We start from the raw sequence: 17,559 nt of genomic DNA on the forward strand, positions 1-17,559 counted from the left end.
GAGAGTGACAAATTTGCGTGCTATTATCGGTTGGATTTTAATTATTATATTAATTCCTATATGTTTTTTAACTGTTAAGTCTTCACAACAAGAAGTAACGAAACTAAAACCTTTGGACCAAGTTTTAGATGAGAAGATTGACATAAAGGATATTGGCCTTGTACAAAATAGTTACATGTATGATGCCGATGGTGCTCTCATTTCTGAAATCGTCTCAGACCATCAAAACCGGGTGTTTGTTTCTTATCAGAATGTTCCTGAACATGTTAAGCAACTGTTTCTAACATCAGAAGACCGCCACTTTTTTCAACATAAAGGTTTTGACTTTATCGGGATTGCCCGTGCTGCCGTTTCCAATGCCAAAAAAGGCGGTATTAATCAAGGAGCCAGTACGATTACACAGCAGCTTGCGCGCAACTTGTACTTAAGCCATGAACGTACGTTGAATCGCAAGCTAGCAGAGCTTCTCTACTCTTATCAGCTAGAAAAAAAGCTGACAAAAGAAGAGATTTTCGAGAAATATTTAAATACGATTTACTTTAATAACGGGGTATATGGTATTGGCTCAGCTGCTTTATTTTATTATAGTAAACCACTGAAGTCTCTTACCTTAGCGGAAATGGCTTTTATTTGTGCGATTCCTAATAACCCTACATTATATGATCCTTTAAAACATTTTGACTACACAAAAACCCGTCAGGAGCGGCTCCTGAAAGGGCTAAAAGATGCGAAAGTTATCTCTGAGAAAGAATATAAAAAAGCGATCAAAGAAAAAATTAAGCTTCACGTTCAAGAAAAGAAGGATGCATATCCCGACTACACAACTTATGTGAACGATGAGTTTACTGAACTGGTTTCCGCTTCAGAAGGCTTTGACAAACGCTTAAAAGAAGCAAAATCAAAGGAAGAAAAGAAAAAAATTGAAAAAGAGTTGTCTAACCGAATAAGCGCTCTTCTAACGAAAGGAGTCAAAATTCATACAGCACTTGATACGACAATGCAAAACAGACTTAGCCAACAAGTCTCAGGCCAACTACCATATCAAGGAGTAGAAGGCGGAGCAGTCGTTATCAACCATCAGACACATCAAATCGTCGCAATGTCAGGCGGGAAACATTATAAAAAATATGATTTTAATATAGCATACCAAGCTTATAGGCAGCCTGGCTCATCAATTAAACCGCTGCTTGATTACGGACCTTACCTTGAAGAAACAGGTGCAACTGCCAGCAGTATGATTGATGCAAGTAAATTTTGCAGCAAAAATTACTGTCCGAACAACTACAATGAAAAAACATACGGAACTGTTTCAATTAAGACAGCCTTTAAGCACTCATATAACACACCTGCTGTCAGGATGTTGGACCAGATCGGAGTTGAAAAAGGATTCGGGTATTTAGAACCATTCGGATTCAAAAAAATTGTTCCGGAAGACCATCGGCTCCCTGCTGCTCTCGGCGGATTTACTGACGGTTTTTCACCATTAGAGATGGCAGATGCCTATACGACTTTTGCCAATGATGGAAGTTACATTTCCAATCATGCCATTACAAAAGTCACAAATCTTAAAGGTAAGACTCTATTTGAATGGAAAAACAATCCAAAACAAATTTATAGCGTGCGAACGAACAATGAATTGCGTAAACTTTTAAAAGCAGTTGTTAAAGAAGGAACTGGACGAAAAGCGAATTTCAAAAGTGCCTATATTGGAGGCAAAACAGGGACATCAAACGGATTTAGGGATCTGTGGTTTGTCGGATTAACTGAAAACTATACAATGAGTGTATGGGTTGGAAAAGAATCAAGTGGAAATGTCGAATTTCTTCATAATGTTGGACCACAACTTTTAATTTGGAAAGGAACGATGCAAAACGGATATTAAGCATGACAAAGAGCCTGAACGTATCATCCTTTTTGATGGTGTCTGCAATTTGTGTGATAGGTCTGTCCAATTTGTTATTAAGCATGATCCCGAAGGTTTGTTTTCATTCGCTTCTTTGCAATCTGACATCGGACAAAAACTGCTAAAGAAATATCATTTGCCAGTGGAACACTTTGATAGTTTAATTCTGATTAAAGCTGGTCAAACTTACAGGAAGTCAACTGCAGTCTTGCATATTGTCAAGAGCCTCCCAGGACTTTGGCGGTACTTAAGTTTATTTCTTGTGATTCCAAGACCGCTCAGAGATAGTGTATACAGCCTGATAGCAAAATACCGTCACAAATGGTTTGGGAAAAAAGACAAATGCTTAATTCCAGATCGTGATATTAAAAAAAGATTCTTATCATAAAAAAATACTTTCACTAAACCTAGACATCAAACACCTCGAAAAAGGCTCATTTCGAGGTGTTTTTTGCACGTTAAAAATGGCGTTTCTCCTGATCAAATCTGTCAAATTCGTGTAAAAAGCAGAATCAAAAGCGGGTGCCTGAAAGTAGTGTGAATGAATAAAGATTGGGGAATTTGCCCGCTGATTTTTGTTAGAAAAGGACTTTTTAGACAGCTCCTTGCTCTGCGGCTGAAAGGGTTTCCCTTCTGCACCACATTCACTCATTATAAAGAATTTTTTACTTCTTCCAATTTTTCTCTCGTAAAAGGGTCATATTTCTCGAACAATGTTAACTGATCAGCTATTTTTCTCTTCCTGCTGTATCGACGTAGAAACCCTCAACACCGGAATTTCAGATTCTCATATTGATATTTCAAGTTGGCATGTCGAGCAAATATCATAAGACTTGACCGATGAATTGAGATACACTTCATTTTGGCGGGATACTTTCTAACATATGGATGTGATCTAGACAAGCGTTTTCCGTTCACATAAATCTCTTATTTGTTGGGGCAAAAACTACGTGATACTTCTGAGGACATAATTCTTCTAAAGTGAGATGAAGTGAGGGTTTTAATTCTCTCCGAACCCCCGGCATAGCCAAGGGTTTTCCAAGTCATTCAAAAAAACAGGCTACCACATCCCTTAGGTACGGTAGCCTGTTTTTTACACCTTTATATTTGTTTGAACACTGATATAAAGCTTCATAGCCAAATATATAGTTCCAATAATAAGGAGAAACCAAAATAGCAGTTCAAACAAAATGAAGCCGATTAATGAAGGAAATGACATTGAACTCTGTAAAACGTAAACAACAAAAATAAAGTAAGCAAGTGTTGCCAACATGAATAGACCAGCAATTCCCACCGGAAATTGAACAAATATAAAGGACAAAAGGCCTGCTCCCAAATAAATGCTTGAGCAAATCCTGATTCTTTTCAGATTCACACCCTCAGGATCTTTCGAAAAGAATAGCAAACAAAGTTCTGTTATTGTAGCAGCGATTAATTTCAGTGCTGAAAACACGATAAAGAAAACAATCGCAAAGGCAGCAAACAAAGCCAATCTAATACCGTTTGTTGAGAAATAATCGAGCATTCCTTCGTATATGCCAAAAGATGATAACAGCTTTATCGCATAGGGAATAGCAGACATCGCTAGTGATGAACTAAAAAGTAAAATTGCAATAAACGGAAAATAACCTGTCACATAAGTATTTTTCATAATAAGATCCTTTCTGATATGTTCCATTATTTATTATGTACGACTTTGGTACCTGTTGACAAGAATATTTTCCATCTGAAAACATGATTTATTTTTTCAACATACAATATCTCACAGTTTATTTATTTTCTTTAAAACTAGTAATTAGACTCGTTTCTTATGATATGATGGATGAATCAGGAATTGCATAGGAATATTCTTGCAGATGCGAGTAAAATCGTATAGAATTTTATTGCTAAAATTCTTTTCTATTATGGGTTTTATTTAAAGGATGCGAAATGAATTGAAAAAAACAATACCGTCATTAATCACAATTGGAAATTTAACTTCTGGCTTAGCCTCTATTCTTTTGGCATGTAAAGGATTCTTATCATTGGCCATCATCCTTGTACTGATTGGTGCGATTTTCGACAGTCTTGATGGCATGTTTGCACGAAAGCTAAACGTTGTAAGCGCGTTCGGAAAAGAACTAGATTCATTAGCTGATATTGTCACTTTCGGGGTCGCTCCAACCATTATTACATATTCAACAATTTTTCAGGACGCTCCGCTATTAGGTATTCCTTCCACTATGTTGTTCCCAATTTGCGGTGCTCTACGGCTTGCCCGTTTTAACATTCAATCGGAACAGGAATACTTTACGGGACTTCCGATAACTGCTGCAGGCGTCATTTTAGTCATCTTGAATTTTTTAAGTGATGTGATCAGCAAAAAGATGTTCATTCTTATTACTGTATTCTTATCCTATCTCATGATCAGCAAACTGAAAGTGATCAGTCTAAAAGGCAAAAAAATATTGAAGAAAGTGAGCTAGGTTTTATGGATTTTGCAAAAGAATTAATTTCTCTATATGGGTACTTCGCGATTTTCGGACTTCTTGTACTGGGCATTATAGGCCTTCCTATCCCCGATGAAGTCATGATGACATTTGTCGGGTATATGTCCTCTATCCATATTCTAAACTACCAGTTATCAATACTGATCAGTTTTCTTGGTGCCTTTTCTGGAATGCTGGTCAGCTATTTTCTTGGACATAAGATTGGCAAACCACTCTTAGATAAATACGGGAAATGGATTGGACTGACAGCGAAAAGACTTGAAACCGTTCATCGCTGGTTTAACAAATACGGTCCATGGACAATTGTTTTTGGTTATTTTATTCCCGGTGTCCGTCATGTGACATGCTATCTTTCTGGAATGAACGAAATGAAGATGAAAAAGTTTCTAATATTTGCTGGTGCGGGTGCATTCATTTGGTGTCTCGTTTTTATCACGATTGGCTATACAATCGGTGTCATCTAACAGAAGGAGTGAACAGCCTTGAAAAAGCAACTTTATCGATTTTTAATCGAACTCACAAATAGAAGAATCATTTCTTTAGCGTTAAAAAAGTTTGCTCAATCAAAGTTAAGCAAACCCCTTATCCGCTCCTATATTAAAACCTTTCATATCAATACAGAAGAAATGCTTGAGGACGTTCACTCGTTTAATAGTTTGCATGAGCTATTCATCAGAAAATTAAAGAATGAAGCACGCCCTTTATCTTCTCGTTTAGACAGCTTGATAAGCCCTGTTGACGGAATGATTGAGGAAATCGGGAAAATCTCTGCTGAAAAACAGTTTATCGTTAAAAATAAACCATACTCCTTAAAGGAAATGATTGGAAATGACGAACTTGTTAACCGTTATATTGACGGAACATATATTATTATTTATTTAAGCCCAAAAGACTATCATAGAATTCATAGCCCAGCCAATGGCAAGCTTGAAAAACAATACATACTTGGAAGCACTTCATATCCGGTGAATAAAGTGGGCTTAACCTATGGAAAATCACCACTAACAAAAAACTATCGGATGATTTCTGAATTGAAGCATCAATATGGTTCAGCACTGTTGGTTAAAGTCGGAGCCATGTACATTAATTCAATTGTTACTTTAACGGATCAAACCGAATGGCGGCAAGGTGAAGAAATTGCTTATTTTTCATTTGGTTCAACTGTTATATTGCTGTTTGAAAAAGATACGTTCGTTGTAAATGAGCGTATCTATCCTTCATTGAAAGTCAAAATGGGAGAAGTTTTAGGGTGTTTGATCAAAGGAAAACAATAATTAGAAAAAGGAATCTGTTTTTGTAGACGGATTCCTTTTTGATTTTTAGCGTTGCTCAACTTTAATATATTCTCTTGGTTTAAAGGATTCACGTTTGTTTCTGCGGTTTTTTAGCTGAACATAACCCGCTGGGTATTGACGCACCTCACTATTTCCAGTCTGAGATATGTTTTCGCGATTCATTTCCCTATTCATCATGAATGCTCCAGTGAAAAGTGAACAAAATAAACTTAGGCTGACAAAAGCTTTTTTTCTCATCTTTTATCACCTCAGGCTTAGCTTGCTCTAAAAAACTTTCCATTATACAAATGCTTTATTTTTTGTTAAAATTATTTTCAAGTTCAAACGACCACATAAACATAGTTTTATGCTAGAACATGCAGCTGATTAAAATTTGAGTTATAATTTGTCTAGGTCGCCAGTTCTAAAAAAAGTACATAAACGTTTTTCATTTGATACAAGATACTTAAAGGAGGTTTATAATGACGGCTCTACATATTGCTATTTTATCGCCGCTTGCGTTCGCCTTTTTAATACCGCTACTGGCGAAATATGTCCGAAGGATCCATACTGGATGGTTCGTCCTGATTCTCCCTGCTTTATTATTTATTTATTTTTTGCGTATGATCGGGATGAGTGCAAACGGCAAAACATTAATAGCCGAACTGGCTTGGATTCCATCCTTTGGTATTAATTTTACAGCCTATGTTGATGGATTAGGATTACTTTTTGCCCTACTGATTACCGGAATAGGGTCTTTAGTCGTTCTCTACAGCATTTATTATCTGTCTAAAGAAAGAGAACAGCTCGGATCGTTTTATGTTTATTTACTAATGTTTATGGGAGCAATGCTTGGTGTTGTTCTTGTTGATAACGTTATTGTACTTTATGTATTTTGGGAATTGACCAGTATCTCTTCTTTTCTATTGATCGGCTATTGGTATAAGCGGGAAAAATCACGTTATGGCGCGACTAAATCTATGCTGATCACAATTTTCGGCGGCCTTGCATTGCTTGGGGGATTCATTCTTCTTTATATCATGACAGGATCGTTCAGCATTAGGTCCATGGTTAGCCAGACGGACATCATTTTATCGCATGACTTATTCATACCGGCTCTTGTGCTTATTTTAATTGGAGCGTTTACAAAATCAGCACAATTCCCATTCTATATTTGGCTTCCAGATGCAATGGAGGCGCCAACACCAGTCAGTGCTTATTTGCATTCAGCGACAATGGTTAAAGCTGGAATATATCTAGTTGCAAGATTTACGCCTATCTTTGCTTTTTCTGAAGTATGGTTTTGGGTCGTTTCGATTACAGGGCTTATCACCCTTTTTTGGGGATCATTCAATGCTGTCAAACAAACCGATTTGAAATCGATACTAGCATTTTCGACAGTTAGTCAGCTTGGGATGATCATGTCAATGCTTGGCATTGGTTCGGCAGCTTTACATTACAATCATTTTGAATATTATCTAGTTTCAATTATTGCTGCTATTTTTCACTTAATTAACCATGCAACATTTAAAGGCAGTCTGTTTATGGCAGTCGGGATTATCGATCATGAAACTGGAACGAGAGATATTCGTAAACTTGGCGGTCTGATGACGATCATGCCGATTACCTTTACGATTACACTAATCGGTGCTTTTTCAATGGCCGGCTTGCCGCCGTTTAATGGCTTTCTTAGTAAAGAGATGTTTTTTACAAGCGTACTCAGAATTTCAGAATTCAATTTGTTTCATGTGAGCACATGGGGACCTCTATTCCCGATATTGGGTTGGACTGGAAGTGTGTTTACGTTTATTTATAGTATGGTGTTATTATTTAAAACATTTACAGGGAAATATCAGCCGGAAAAACTGGAAAAACCAGCACATGAAGCACCACTTGGCATGCTGATTTCACCGGTTATCCTCGGCTCGCTCGTCGTGATTTTTTTCTTTTTCCCGAATATTTTGTCATATCGGATTATTGCGCCTGCGGCCGAATCGATCATGCCTCATTTGTTAGCGGGAAATGAAACATTCAAAGTCAAACTTGAAGGGTGGCACGGATTTTCTTCGCCAGAGCTACATATGACAATCGGTGTTGTTGTACTCGGAATCCTTGCCTACCTAACACTAACCAAATGGAAAAAGATCTATCGTTTATTCCCTGAAAAATTGACACTCAATACATTATATGATCGCACTTTGTACGGTCTTGAAAAAAGCTCTAATAAAGTGACACGAACATATATGACTGGTTTTCTTCGCGATTATTTAGTCTATGTTTTTCTGTTTTTTATTATGATGATTGGTGGTTCACTCGTGTTAACGGGCGGGTTTTCATTTGATATGAAAGGGAATGCAGAAATCGGTGCTTATGAGCTCGTCCTATCTGCAGTGATCATTGCTGCTACACTGACAACGATTGTGGCAAAATCAAGGTTGACAGCGATTATTGGACTGGGTGTGATCGGCTATACGATTGCATTATTTTTCGTCATTTTCAGAGCCCCTGATCTGGCACTGACTCAGCTCATTATCGAAACAATTTCTGTGTCACTATTTTTACTATGCTTTTATCATTTACCAAAACTTTCATTTAAACCAAGAACGGTCAAGTTCAAGGTCACTAATGTGGTCGTTTCCATTGGGGTTGGAGCAGTTGTGACACTTGTAGCATTAGCTGCAAACAGCCAACATACTTTAAATAGTATTTCATCTTATTTCATTGAAAACAGCTATAAACTTGGCGGCGGTCATAATATCGTCAATGTCATCTTAGTTGATTTCAGAGGATTTGATACATTATTTGAAATTACTGTGCTTGTGATTGCCGCGCTTGGAATATACGGAATGATCAGACTGAGATTAGAGAAGAGGGGAGAAGAGCAATGAAAAAACATCAGACAAACGACGTGATCTTGCAAACCGTCACAAAGATCGCTTGCTTTATTATTTTGCTCTTTTCTTTCCATATTTTTTTGGCAGGTCATAATAATCCAGGCGGTGGTTTTATCGGAGGATTGATGACTGCATCATCATTCGTCCTCTTGCTGCTTGCTTATGACTTGAAAACAGTTCAGAATATTCTGCCGGTCAATTTTATTTATGTCGCAGGAACGGGACTTCTTATTTCGATTTGTACGTCGGCCGGCTCATTTTTGTTCGGAGCTCAGTTTCTTACCCATACGTTTGGTTATTTTGATCTTCCTTTGCTTGGGAAAACAGAGCTTGCCACAGCCGTATTATTTGATATCGGTGTTTATCTAGTAGTGGTCGGTGTGACCATGACCATTATTCAAACGATTGGAGAGAGAGAATAATGGAAGTTTTAATGGCTTTTATTGTTGGTTTTTTATTCATGGCAGCCACTTACTTAATGCTGTCAAAAAGTCTTTTGCGCGTGATCATCGGAACAGCTGTTCTCAGTCATGGTGTCCACCTCCTGTTATTAACAATGGGTGGCTTAAAAAAAGGAGCCCCTCCCATTTTAAATGAGGAAGCGGCATCTTATGTTGATCCACTTCCACAGGCTCTGATTTTAACAGCGATCGTCATTGCCTTTGGTGTCACCTCTTTTTTACTGGTCATGGCTTTCCGTGCCTATCAAGAGCTGAAAGTGGATGATATGGATCAAATGAGGGGAAATGATCAACATGAATAACCTAATAATCTTACCAATATTGATTCCTTTATTAGCAGCAGTTTTGCTTATATTTATGAATAAATCAATCATGCTTATGCGTGTGTTCAGTGCCATATCTTCCTTTACAGCTGTAGTTGTGGCTGCCGTACTCGTTCAAACGGTGTTTACAGACGGTATCCAAACCTTGTATCTTGGCGGCTGGAAACCGCCGTTTGGCATTGTTTTAGTTGCCGATCAATTTGCAAGTCTTCTTGCATTAACGACGGCAATCATTGGATTTTTAACCGTCCTTTATTCATTTCGTTCAATCGGAAAACAACGGGAACGCTTCTTCTATTATTCTGCCATTCAGTTTCTGTTAGCAGGTGTAAGCGGGGCGTTTTTAACTGGAGATTTATTCAACTTGTTTGTGTTTTTCGAAGTTCTTTTAATGGCTTCATATGTATTGATCGTGATCGGCGGTACAAAGATGCAACTTCGGGAGTCTTTGAAATATATTGTCTTTAATATTATTTCTTCCGCTTTATTTGTGATCGGTGTAGCTTATTTATATGCTGTAACGGGCACATTAAATATGGCTGATTTGAGTGTACGCATTAGTGAGTCCGGACAGACTGGGCTGATCACCGTCATTGCCGTCTTATTTTTAATCGTCTTCGGACTAAAAGGCGGTATCTTCCCACTCTATTTTTGGATGCCGGGTTCATATTATGCACCCCCTGCACCAATTGCAACATTGTTTGGTGCTCTCTTAACAAAGGTCGGAATGTACGCAATCGCTCGTGTCTTTACATTAGTTTTTACGCAAGATGCTGCCTTTACCCATCAATTAATGATCTGGTTGGCGGCGCTTACTATCATATTTGGTGTTATCGGTTCTATCGCCTACTGGGATGTTCAGAAAATCATTATCTATAACATCGTAACTGCGGTCGGGGTTATTCTGTTCGGGATTGCTGCAAACACACCTGCTTCTATTGAAGGGTCTATCTATTATTTGATTCATGATATGATTATAAAAGGTGTTTTGTTTATGTTAGGCGGAGCGCTGTTTGCACTGACCGGAACAAGCAACATAAAGAAAATGGGTGGTCTCATTAAAAGCCATCCCGTGCTTGGCTGGATGTTTTTCCTATCTGCCATTTCTTTAGCTGGAGTTCCTCCTTTCAGCGGATTTATTGGTAAGCTAAAAATTGCTGAAGGTGGTTTTAGAAGCGGAGAATTCGTGATTACCATGCTCATGCTGTTATCAAGTCTGCTCGTATTATATTCCGTTGCGAAAATTTTTATTTACGGTTTTTGGGGAGATGTACAGAAAGATACTCAGGTAAAAGGATCAATAAAGAGTTACATCTTTCCTGCTGCAATATTGCTCGCTCTGTCACTTGCTATCGGAATTTTCACAGAGCTTGCCGCTCCATACTTTCATCAAGCAGCTGACACATTGGTCCACCCGAAAACATATATTGAAGCCGTTTTGAAGGAGTAGATCGCATGGCATTACAAATATTATTCAATTTTATTCTTGCACTATGCTGGATGTTTCTCATTAATGATTACAGTGCTGTCGGCTTTTTGTCAGGTTACGCGATCGGATTGTTCTCACTATTTTTATTAAGACGTTTCTTTAAACAGCGCTTTTATCTCATTAATATTTGGGCGATTATCGTCCTGCTGTTTATTTTTATTAAAGAGCTGTTATTAGCAAACCTTGCCGTTTTGAAGACGATCTTGTCTCCAACATTGAAAAATAAGCCGGGAATTTTCGCTTTCGAAACAGAGCTTACAGCTGACTGGGAAATTACGACTTTGGCGAACTTGATTACTTTAACACCGGGTACATTGGTTGTCGATATTTCTGAGGACCGTTCCACTCTTTATATTCATGCAGTCGATATCGATGATGCCGAACAAGCGATCAATGATATTCGCCATTCATTTGAAAAAGCAATTAAGGAGGTAAGCCGCTAATGTTTGAAATTATTCTTCACATATCACTTGGTATTTTAGCGGTCTCCACTTTTCTTTACGTCATTAGGGTCATTAAAGGTCCAAGTATTCCTGACAGAGTGGTGGCTCTTGATGCGATAGGTATCAATCTAATTGGAATTACGGCACTGGTCTCTATTTTGTTAAATACCTCCGCTTTTTTAGAGGTCATCTTACTGATCGGGATTCTAGCATTTATCGGGACTGTCGCATTTTCAAAATTCCTTGAGAAAGGAGAGATTATTGAAAATGATCGCAGCCGCTAAATTACTCATCGCCTTTTTTATTCTTTTGGGGGCGCTCATTTCTTTAGCCGCTTCATTTGGTACATTGCGGCTCCCAGATGTCTATTCAAGAATTCATGCCGCTTCAAAAGGAGCGACATTGGGGATTATTAGCGTTTTACTTGGTGTTTTCTTTTACTTCTGGTTCCTTCACGGGATCATTACAGCCAAGGTGCTACTCGGTATCGTCTTTGTGTTTCTAACCTCTCCTGTCGGTGCTCATTTAATCGCTCGGGCTGCCTACAATACAGGGGTAAAAATGGAAGAAAAAAGTGTTCAAGATGACTATGAAGGCTATAAAAAGTTTATGATTAAAAAAAGAAAAAACACTTCTTTATAAAGAAAGCTCGCCGATTTCGGCGAGCTTTTTGATTAAATCTTAAGATATCGATTGATTGACAATCGCCATTGTGCATCGCGAAATACAAATGAGACGGTCCTGTTGATCACGAATTTCAATCTGGAAAACCATCGTTGTCTGTCCGATGTGAAGAGGAGTTGCAACCGCTTGAACCGTTCCTTCTTTCACAGATTTGATATGATTGGCATTAATTTCAAGACCGAAACAAGCCTGCCTTTTCGGATCAATATGTTGGTATGCAGCAAGACTTGCTACCGTTTCCGCTAATGCTACAGATGCACCGCCATGAAGATAACCAAAAGGCTGGCGTGTCCTTTCATCAACAGGCATAACAGCAACACAACGCTGCTTGCTACATTCTGTTATTTCAATTCCCAATGCTTCAAGAAGCGTCTGATTGGTCTCTATCACCTGGCACCCCTCCTTCATCACATTGCATTTTCAGATTTCGCAATTAAGACGGCTTCTGTTCTTGATCCCACATTCAACTTGTTGAACACTGAAGTCAAACTGTATTCTATTGAACGCTTGCTTAAGTGCAATGTGTCGGCAATCTCCTGATTCGTAAAGCCTTTTTCAACTTCTTGAAGGATCAGGCGTTCTCTTTCAGTTAAGATATCCTTCTTGCTCTTCTTACCGTCAGCATCTTGCTTTGTGATGAGGTCTTTTAAGTAATCATAGTCAACAACGATTTTCCCATCCAATATTTGATAAATGTACTCGATAATCGTTTCTTTTGACTCTGTTTTGCTGATTGCTCCATGCATTCCTACACGAATCGCTTCCTCAAAATAATCTTCTACCTCATAACCTGTATAGACGATCATTTTGCATGTTGAGCATTTTTTAAGAATTTTCTCGGCAAGATCCATCCCATTAATTTCACCTAGATTCAAATCCATTAAGATCAGGTCATACGCAGAAAAATCGTACTTCATCAGAAAGTGTTCACTGGCTTCTGGACTGAGGCAATCTACGAGAAAATCTTGATTTGTTTCAAGAATTGCCTTGGTTCCCTCCATGACAGCCGGATGATCATCGATCACAAGTAATCTCCTCATATTTTCCTCCCTTGTATGTTCACCTAAGACCATTTTATAGAAAAAACCTACACTATGCCAAGCAAAATCCTTTTTTTCAGATTATAATTCCATTTCAATATCAGCTTTGAAACCTCTTCCGATTGCTGTTTTAATATCGAGATGACCATCCAGAGCACGGACACGCTCACGAATCCCTGACAATCCCATATTTGTGTTATTTTGATAAAGCTTGTCCTGATCAAAACCGATGCCATCATCCTCATAATGTAAGATGACTTTTTCTTTGATACAAACAAGCATAATTAACACTTCGCTTGCCTTCGCATGTTTGACAGTGTTGCTCAAAAATTCTTGTACAATTCTATACAAATTTAACTGTGTATCAAGATCAAGAACTGTGGAAAATCTTTCTGTATTTAAACGAATCCGCAAAGATGTAGACTCTCGATGCTGGGACGCAAGTTTAGAAAGCGCTTTAACAAGCCCAAGGTCGTACAGTACTTGCGGCCTAAGCTCCTGACACGTTTCCCTTGTTGTCTGAATGACATTTGACATTTGCTTATTAAAACTTGTCAGTTTTTGCTGAATTTGCTTGATACAAACTTGGTCTTTTTGAAGTTCAGCAAGAAATATTTCACTTTTGTGCTTCAATGAAATCATATCCTGAAGCACAGAATCATGTAAATCCCGTGCCAAGTCAGATCTCTGCTTCTCTTCAATTCCAAACATCAATTTATTCAGCCATGCTGGATTTGTCCCCTCTTCTTTCACATTTTCAAGATGTTCCAGCAACTCACCGATTTTCAAAACATTTTCCAAAGAGACACTCGTATAAAACGCCAGCGTCTCAAGCCAAGAAATTTCATCACGAGTCAGCTTAGGCGTATTTAATACCGACAGACAAAGCATTACATATGATGTCCCACCCCGTTCACCAATTTTAATCAAAAACCCGCGATCGACTTCAATGATTTTGCCGATGGAGGAAGTAACTTTTGTGACTTCTTTTTGATATGGGATCCATGGGTCTTCATGGGTGTCGCCTTCTACTAAAACAACGTTTCCGTCTATATCTACTTCTAAAACATATGCCTGGCTGACAATTAATACATCCAAAATTGTTTGCTTAAGTTCCATTAATACTTGATTTAAAGATGTACATGCACGGATCATTTGCGTAAATTTAAAAATACTGTCTTGATAGTTAAACTTCTCTGAAAATCTTTTAAGACGAAAGCGAAAATCAAGGATTTCTTTAAAGTAGAAAACACCAAGCATAATTAAATAAATATAAATTGCAAGTCTTAATGTATAGTAGTCTCCAGCCTGATACTTCATTAATGTGATGGTGGATATCACAATAATCGTTGGGATGATCGCTAATATTCCATAGTACTTTAATCTGCCTATTAAAAATTCTATATTATACATCTTATTTGACATAAACTGGTACACTAAAGAAAATGGTATCAGCAAAAGAGACGGTGTAACTAATGGAGCAGAATAAATATAATCCCCTATTATAAATAGTGGTATAACATAAAAAATGAGAAAAGGTAAAATTGCAAGATAATTAGTTAACAACAACATTTTTAAATAGTATGTTTGCTCAGAATGCTTGTACCTGATCAATCTAAAAATAACAAAAACGACAGTAATGACTATTCCAATCAAAAAAGAAAACAAATTAATTAATGCTGTTAGTGATATATCATATTCAAAAATATGCGTACTTCGATAAAATAACTCTAGCACGATATTTGCAACAGGTAAAATATATAGTACAAATACTTTATTACTAATTATTCTATTCCCGATTTCTTTAAAATACTGGCTTATAAAATGTAAATAACATATTGGAACTGATATAAATGTTAGTATATTTACGTACCTGCTTAATAAATCTCTTCTATATGCCCCGCCGCCACTTAAATATGCGATAGAAATATCTAATAAAAAAACGATTAATAAAAATGAAGATAAAGACCTTTTAGATTTGTTTGCTTTTAAAATAATAAAAATGCATACCAAACATAGAAGATAGAAGATCAATGGGATTAAGTAAACAAATAAGATATCGTAGGCAATAAAATAATCTTTTGTCAAGATATCTATATACTCATTACCTCTTAAAACTATTAATGAATAAGTGCGGTAAAGACCCTCTTTCTCATCAACTCTATTCTCTTTAGATATTTTATTGTCATTGATCCGATAAATAATATCTCCTTTTTTTAAACCCAAATAATCAGCAGGTGAATCTTTCATTACTTCGGTTACTACTAGTTGGTTACTTGAGTTATATTTCAACTCTGTACCAACAAACAAATTATTAAAAAAAAGAAAAGAAACATAAATTGTATAAATAAAGCTAATAAATATTAAAAAACCTGTAATTAACTTTAAGCTTAATTTCATTTATATAGACCTTTCTAATTAATCTTCAGGAAACCAATAAGTTGGACGACCTCCGAACTTTCCCAATTCTTTTATTCCTTCAATTAGACTTAAAATCTCATCCTCATCAACACCTAGAAGACTAGCTTTGCCATCAATAACTTGCTCTAATACTTCAGGGCGCTGAACCAAAAAACTCACAATCTCCTGCATTTTACTCTCCCTCGAGTCTACCTAAAATAAAGTCAGCCAATTCCTTCCGCTCCCCCAACTTCGCCATGTCCTTTTTAAATTTTTGAATGGCAAGCTGGTGCATGACATGCATATATTGGGTAACGCCGGCTGCTTGAAGTTCCGCTTTGTAACATTGTATTTCCTGATTTGATATTTTATCCTCTGTTTCGAATTTTTTTAACAGATTGATTGACGCTTGATTAAACTGCCGTGCTAAGTATAAGTATGCAAGGGTGCGCTTCTTCTTGCTAATATCACTATTTGAATCTGAAAAAAGTGCTTTATAATCATTTTCAATTTGTGATGCAATTCCTAGCTGGAACGCATAGGTTTCGACCGTTGGATTGAATTCACCAGTCGCCAGCATCGTTCCCAGAACACAAGGCAATGCTGTTAATGAACCTGATTTGCGTTTGATCATGTCAAGGCACTCGTCTTCTGTTGATGGCAGGTTCGTAATGTCATCATGTTGTCCTTGCATTGATTGCAATGTATACTCCATTAATTTTTGGAAGAACAAAGGCTCATTTGAGATAGTACTAATGATTTTGATGCTGAGCGTATAAAGAGCTGTCGCAGCATTGAGAGCAACAGAATGATTGGTTTTCATCCAAGGTGCTTCAAGGCTGTCTTCATCCTCTAAATCATCAAATATATCAAAAGAAAGAATCAGCAGTTCGATTCCGACAGCAAGAGTTTCAATAGCCTGAATATCTGTTCCCCCAAAACTTTTGTAATGATAAAAAGCAAGTTCACAAAAATAAAAATGATTCTTTCCCTCTACAAAACAGTGTAAAACTTGGTTTAAATCATGGTTGGCAATATGAATGTTTAAGAGATCATGCATGTTCTGTTTTACTCGATCCCGATCTGGGCAAATCAAATTAGAAATATTTTCTCCCCCCCTCTCTTCATATTTTACTAAATCGAATTCCCAATTAATAGAGCATTTTTTCAATTTAACAGTTATATAATAATCTATCCTTTATTTGGTTTGAACACACAAAAAAAGACTTGTCCTCAAACAAGTCTTCTAAGGTGTCTTTAAGATTGTGTATTTATTGTATTGATCAATGCTTTTGTTAATCTTTCGCAAGGAGTCCTTTGTTTCTCTGATTTCATTTTCAAGGCGCCAGAGCAATTCTTTTAGCTCTTCAATTTGTTCCCTTTCCATCGATATTCACACTCCTTTTGTAAGACCAATCAATTTGTGTATAGTGAACTTGTCGTAGGTATTTGATCTGTTAATACAAGTTTACTGGGAATTGAACTCTTTTTCACCGAAAACTTCCCAGCCCATTTATGCGCGAAACCGCAATTTAACAATAGGCTAAACAGCTCATTTTATATAATAACAAATTAAATTCTAAATACCTAGTAATTTTTCAAACTATATACTTTTATATGGGTAAAACCCTTTCATCACAACAAGTTAAGAAGAAAATTAGTTTATTATATGTTAATGAGTCTAAAGTATTGTTTATGTTCGCCAAAAACATCTAAGACTTTTTTAAAGTAATAACACCGCAAAAACCGCAAATCGCATTGCGTAGTTTTCCACAGACAAATTGTTAATGAAATATATGCGAAATGAGGTGTATAAGTTGTTTTATCATCCATATTTCATGACATGTCCATATCAGCATTTTCCTTATCGGCCCGACTATCCCGCAGTTGATCCGAAAGTATTTCTCGATTCTGCAAAAGAAGCGAACGGTCTTTTATCTGACGGTCAACTCATCCTAAATAAACTGTTAGCTACCCCTGAAATTGCAAGGAAAATCATGGCGGCTGCCCAGAGCGCTCAAAAGGAAACGGTCATTTCATTGTTAAAACAAACCGGTGTTCACAATCATCTTGATACTTCCTTTAATCCTGACGGCATCCGCATCATCCTCAGCAATTCCCAATGCAAGCTTTTTCTCATTTTACGCTGGACCTAAACA

Annotated in this window: 21 protein-coding genes and 1 pseudogene; 13 read left to right on the top strand and 9 right to left on the bottom strand. The window is 37.2% G+C overall.

The window, feature by feature from the left end:
* The first annotated feature begins 4 nt into the window (after window positions 1-4).
* Together HOO54_RS17465 and HOO54_RS17470 are read left to right on the top strand one after the other, a co-directional pair.
* Window positions 5-1,882, top strand: a complete 1,878-nt coding sequence (locus HOO54_RS17465) for a transglycosylase domain-containing protein (protein WP_172297471.1) — start codon at window positions 5-7, stop codon at window positions 1,880-1,882.
* Entirely contained in the window at window positions 1,878-2,291 is a 414-nt protein-coding gene (locus tag HOO54_RS17470; RefSeq protein ID WP_172299665.1) for a thiol-disulfide oxidoreductase DCC family protein, read from the top strand. The genes HOO54_RS17465 and HOO54_RS17470 overlap by 5 nt, the downstream gene beginning before the upstream one ends.
* Window positions 2,292-2,554: 263 nt before the next feature.
* Here the strand turns inward: HOO54_RS17470 and HOO54_RS24445 are convergent.
* Window positions 2,555-2,808: pseudogene (locus HOO54_RS24445) on the bottom strand (transposase); the annotation flags it as partial.
* A 188-nt stretch (window positions 2,809-2,996) separates the two neighbouring features.
* Entirely contained in the window at window positions 2,997-3,554 is a 558-nt protein-coding gene (locus HOO54_RS17475) for a DUF5366 family protein (RefSeq protein ID WP_172297473.1), read from the bottom strand.
* Between the two features lie 283 nt (window positions 3,555-3,837).
* Here HOO54_RS17475 and pssA point away from each other — a divergent pair, with 283 nt between their 5' ends.
* From pssA to HOO54_RS17490, 3 genes are read left to right on the top strand one after another with little or no spacing between them, the layout of a single operon-like run.
* The gene (gene pssA, locus HOO54_RS17480; RefSeq protein ID WP_253907705.1) at window positions 3,838-4,368 is read left to right on the top strand and encodes a CDP-diacylglycerol--serine O-phosphatidyltransferase; all 531 of its coding nucleotides are present in this window, start codon (window positions 3,838-3,840) and stop codon (window positions 4,366-4,368) included.
* 5 nt (window positions 4,369-4,373) lie between these two features.
* On the top strand, window positions 4,374-4,856 hold the full coding sequence (locus HOO54_RS17485; RefSeq protein ID WP_172297477.1) for a DedA family protein: 483 nt from the start codon (window positions 4,374-4,376) through the stop codon (window positions 4,854-4,856).
* An 18-nt stretch (window positions 4,857-4,874) separates the two neighbouring features.
* The gene (locus HOO54_RS17490) at window positions 4,875-5,666 is read left to right on the top strand and encodes a phosphatidylserine decarboxylase (RefSeq protein WP_172297479.1); all 792 of its coding nucleotides are present in this window, start codon (window positions 4,875-4,877) and stop codon (window positions 5,664-5,666) included.
* A 45-nt stretch (window positions 5,667-5,711) separates the two neighbouring features.
* Here HOO54_RS17490 and HOO54_RS17495 read toward each other — a convergent pair whose 3' ends face one another.
* Window positions 5,712-5,924, bottom strand: a complete 213-nt coding sequence (locus HOO54_RS17495; RefSeq protein ID WP_172297481.1) for a hypothetical protein — start codon at window positions 5,922-5,924, stop codon at window positions 5,712-5,714.
* 224 nt (window positions 5,925-6,148) lie between these two features.
* On the opposite strand from HOO54_RS17495, the gene HOO54_RS17500 reads away from it, so the two are divergent.
* Genes HOO54_RS17500 through mnhG form a run of 7 tightly spaced genes read left to right on the top strand, consistent with a single transcriptional unit; the run spans window position 6,149 to window position 11,918 of the window.
* Complete coding sequence (locus HOO54_RS17500; protein ID WP_172297483.1) at window positions 6,149-8,554, top strand: Na+/H+ antiporter subunit A; 2,406 nt, start codon at window positions 6,149-6,151, stop codon at window positions 8,552-8,554.
* Window positions 8,551-8,982 carry a Na(+)/H(+) antiporter subunit B gene (locus HOO54_RS17505; RefSeq protein WP_172297485.1) on the top strand — a complete coding sequence of 144 codons (432 nt, stop codon included), beginning with the start codon at window positions 8,551-8,553 and terminating at the stop codon, window positions 8,980-8,982. The genes HOO54_RS17500 and HOO54_RS17505 overlap by 4 nt, the downstream gene beginning before the upstream one ends.
* Complete coding sequence (locus HOO54_RS17510) at window positions 8,982-9,323, top strand: Na(+)/H(+) antiporter subunit C (RefSeq protein ID WP_172297487.1); 342 nt, start codon at window positions 8,982-8,984, stop codon at window positions 9,321-9,323. Before HOO54_RS17505 ends, HOO54_RS17510 begins: the two co-directional genes overlap by 1 nt.
* Entirely contained in the window at window positions 9,316-10,794 is a 1,479-nt protein-coding gene (locus HOO54_RS17515; protein WP_172297489.1) for a Na+/H+ antiporter subunit D, read from the top strand. The genes HOO54_RS17510 and HOO54_RS17515 overlap by 8 nt, the downstream gene beginning before the upstream one ends.
* Window positions 10,795-10,799: 5 nt before the next feature.
* Window positions 10,800-11,276, top strand: a complete 477-nt coding sequence (locus HOO54_RS17520; protein ID WP_172297491.1) for a Na+/H+ antiporter subunit E — start codon at window positions 10,800-10,802, stop codon at window positions 11,274-11,276.
* On the top strand, window positions 11,276-11,560 hold the full coding sequence (locus tag HOO54_RS17525) for a Na(+)/H(+) antiporter subunit F1 (protein WP_172297493.1): 285 nt from the start codon (window positions 11,276-11,278) through the stop codon (window positions 11,558-11,560). Before HOO54_RS17520 ends, HOO54_RS17525 begins: the two co-directional genes overlap by 1 nt.
* Complete coding sequence (mnhG, locus tag HOO54_RS17530) at window positions 11,544-11,918, top strand: monovalent cation/H(+) antiporter subunit G (RefSeq protein ID WP_172299667.1); 375 nt, start codon at window positions 11,544-11,546, stop codon at window positions 11,916-11,918. Before HOO54_RS17525 ends, mnhG begins: the two co-directional genes overlap by 17 nt.
* A gap of 39 nt (window positions 11,919-11,957) precedes the next feature.
* Here mnhG and HOO54_RS17535 read toward each other — a convergent pair whose 3' ends face one another.
* The 6 genes from HOO54_RS17535 to degQ all read right to left on the bottom strand — a co-directional run bounded on the left by HOO54_RS17535 (window position 11,958) and on the right by degQ (window position 16,787).
* Entirely contained in the window at window positions 11,958-12,347 is a 390-nt protein-coding gene (locus HOO54_RS17535) for a hotdog fold thioesterase (protein ID WP_172299669.1), read from the bottom strand.
* 20 nt (window positions 12,348-12,367) lie between these two features.
* On the bottom strand, window positions 12,368-13,000 hold the full coding sequence (gene comA, locus HOO54_RS17540; RefSeq protein ID WP_172297495.1) for a two-component system response regulator ComA: 633 nt from the start codon (window positions 12,998-13,000) through the stop codon (window positions 12,368-12,370).
* A gap of 81 nt (window positions 13,001-13,081) precedes the next feature.
* Window positions 13,082-15,400 carry a histidine kinase gene (locus tag HOO54_RS17545; protein WP_172297497.1) on the bottom strand — a complete coding sequence of 773 codons (2,319 nt, stop codon included), beginning with the start codon at window positions 15,398-15,400 and terminating at the stop codon, window positions 13,082-13,084.
* Between the two features lie 18 nt (window positions 15,401-15,418).
* Window positions 15,419-15,592 carry a competence pheromone ComX gene (comX, locus tag HOO54_RS17550; protein WP_172297499.1) on the bottom strand — a complete coding sequence of 58 codons (174 nt, stop codon included), beginning with the start codon at window positions 15,590-15,592 and terminating at the stop codon, window positions 15,419-15,421.
* A gap of 1 nt (window position 15,593) precedes the next feature.
* Window positions 15,594-16,460, bottom strand: a complete 867-nt coding sequence (locus HOO54_RS17555) for a polyprenyl synthetase family protein (RefSeq protein WP_172299671.1) — start codon at window positions 16,458-16,460, stop codon at window positions 15,594-15,596.
* 186 nt (window positions 16,461-16,646) lie between these two features.
* Complete coding sequence (gene degQ / locus HOO54_RS17560; RefSeq protein WP_172297501.1) at window positions 16,647-16,787, bottom strand: degradation enzyme regulation protein DegQ; 141 nt, start codon at window positions 16,785-16,787, stop codon at window positions 16,647-16,649.
* A 430-nt stretch (window positions 16,788-17,217) separates the two neighbouring features.
* Here degQ and HOO54_RS17565 point away from each other — a divergent pair, with 430 nt between their 5' ends.
* A complete protein-coding gene (locus HOO54_RS17565) occupies window positions 17,218-17,556 on the top strand; it encodes a YuzC family spore coat inner layer protein (protein ID WP_172297503.1) in 339 nt (112 codons plus the stop codon).
* The last annotated feature ends 3 nt before the right edge of the window (window positions 17,557-17,559 follow it).

This window comes from Bacillus sp. WMMC1349 (assembly GCF_013155385.1).
In the GTDB taxonomy this organism is placed as follows: domain Bacteria; phylum Bacillota; class Bacilli; order Bacillales; family Bacillaceae; genus Bacillus.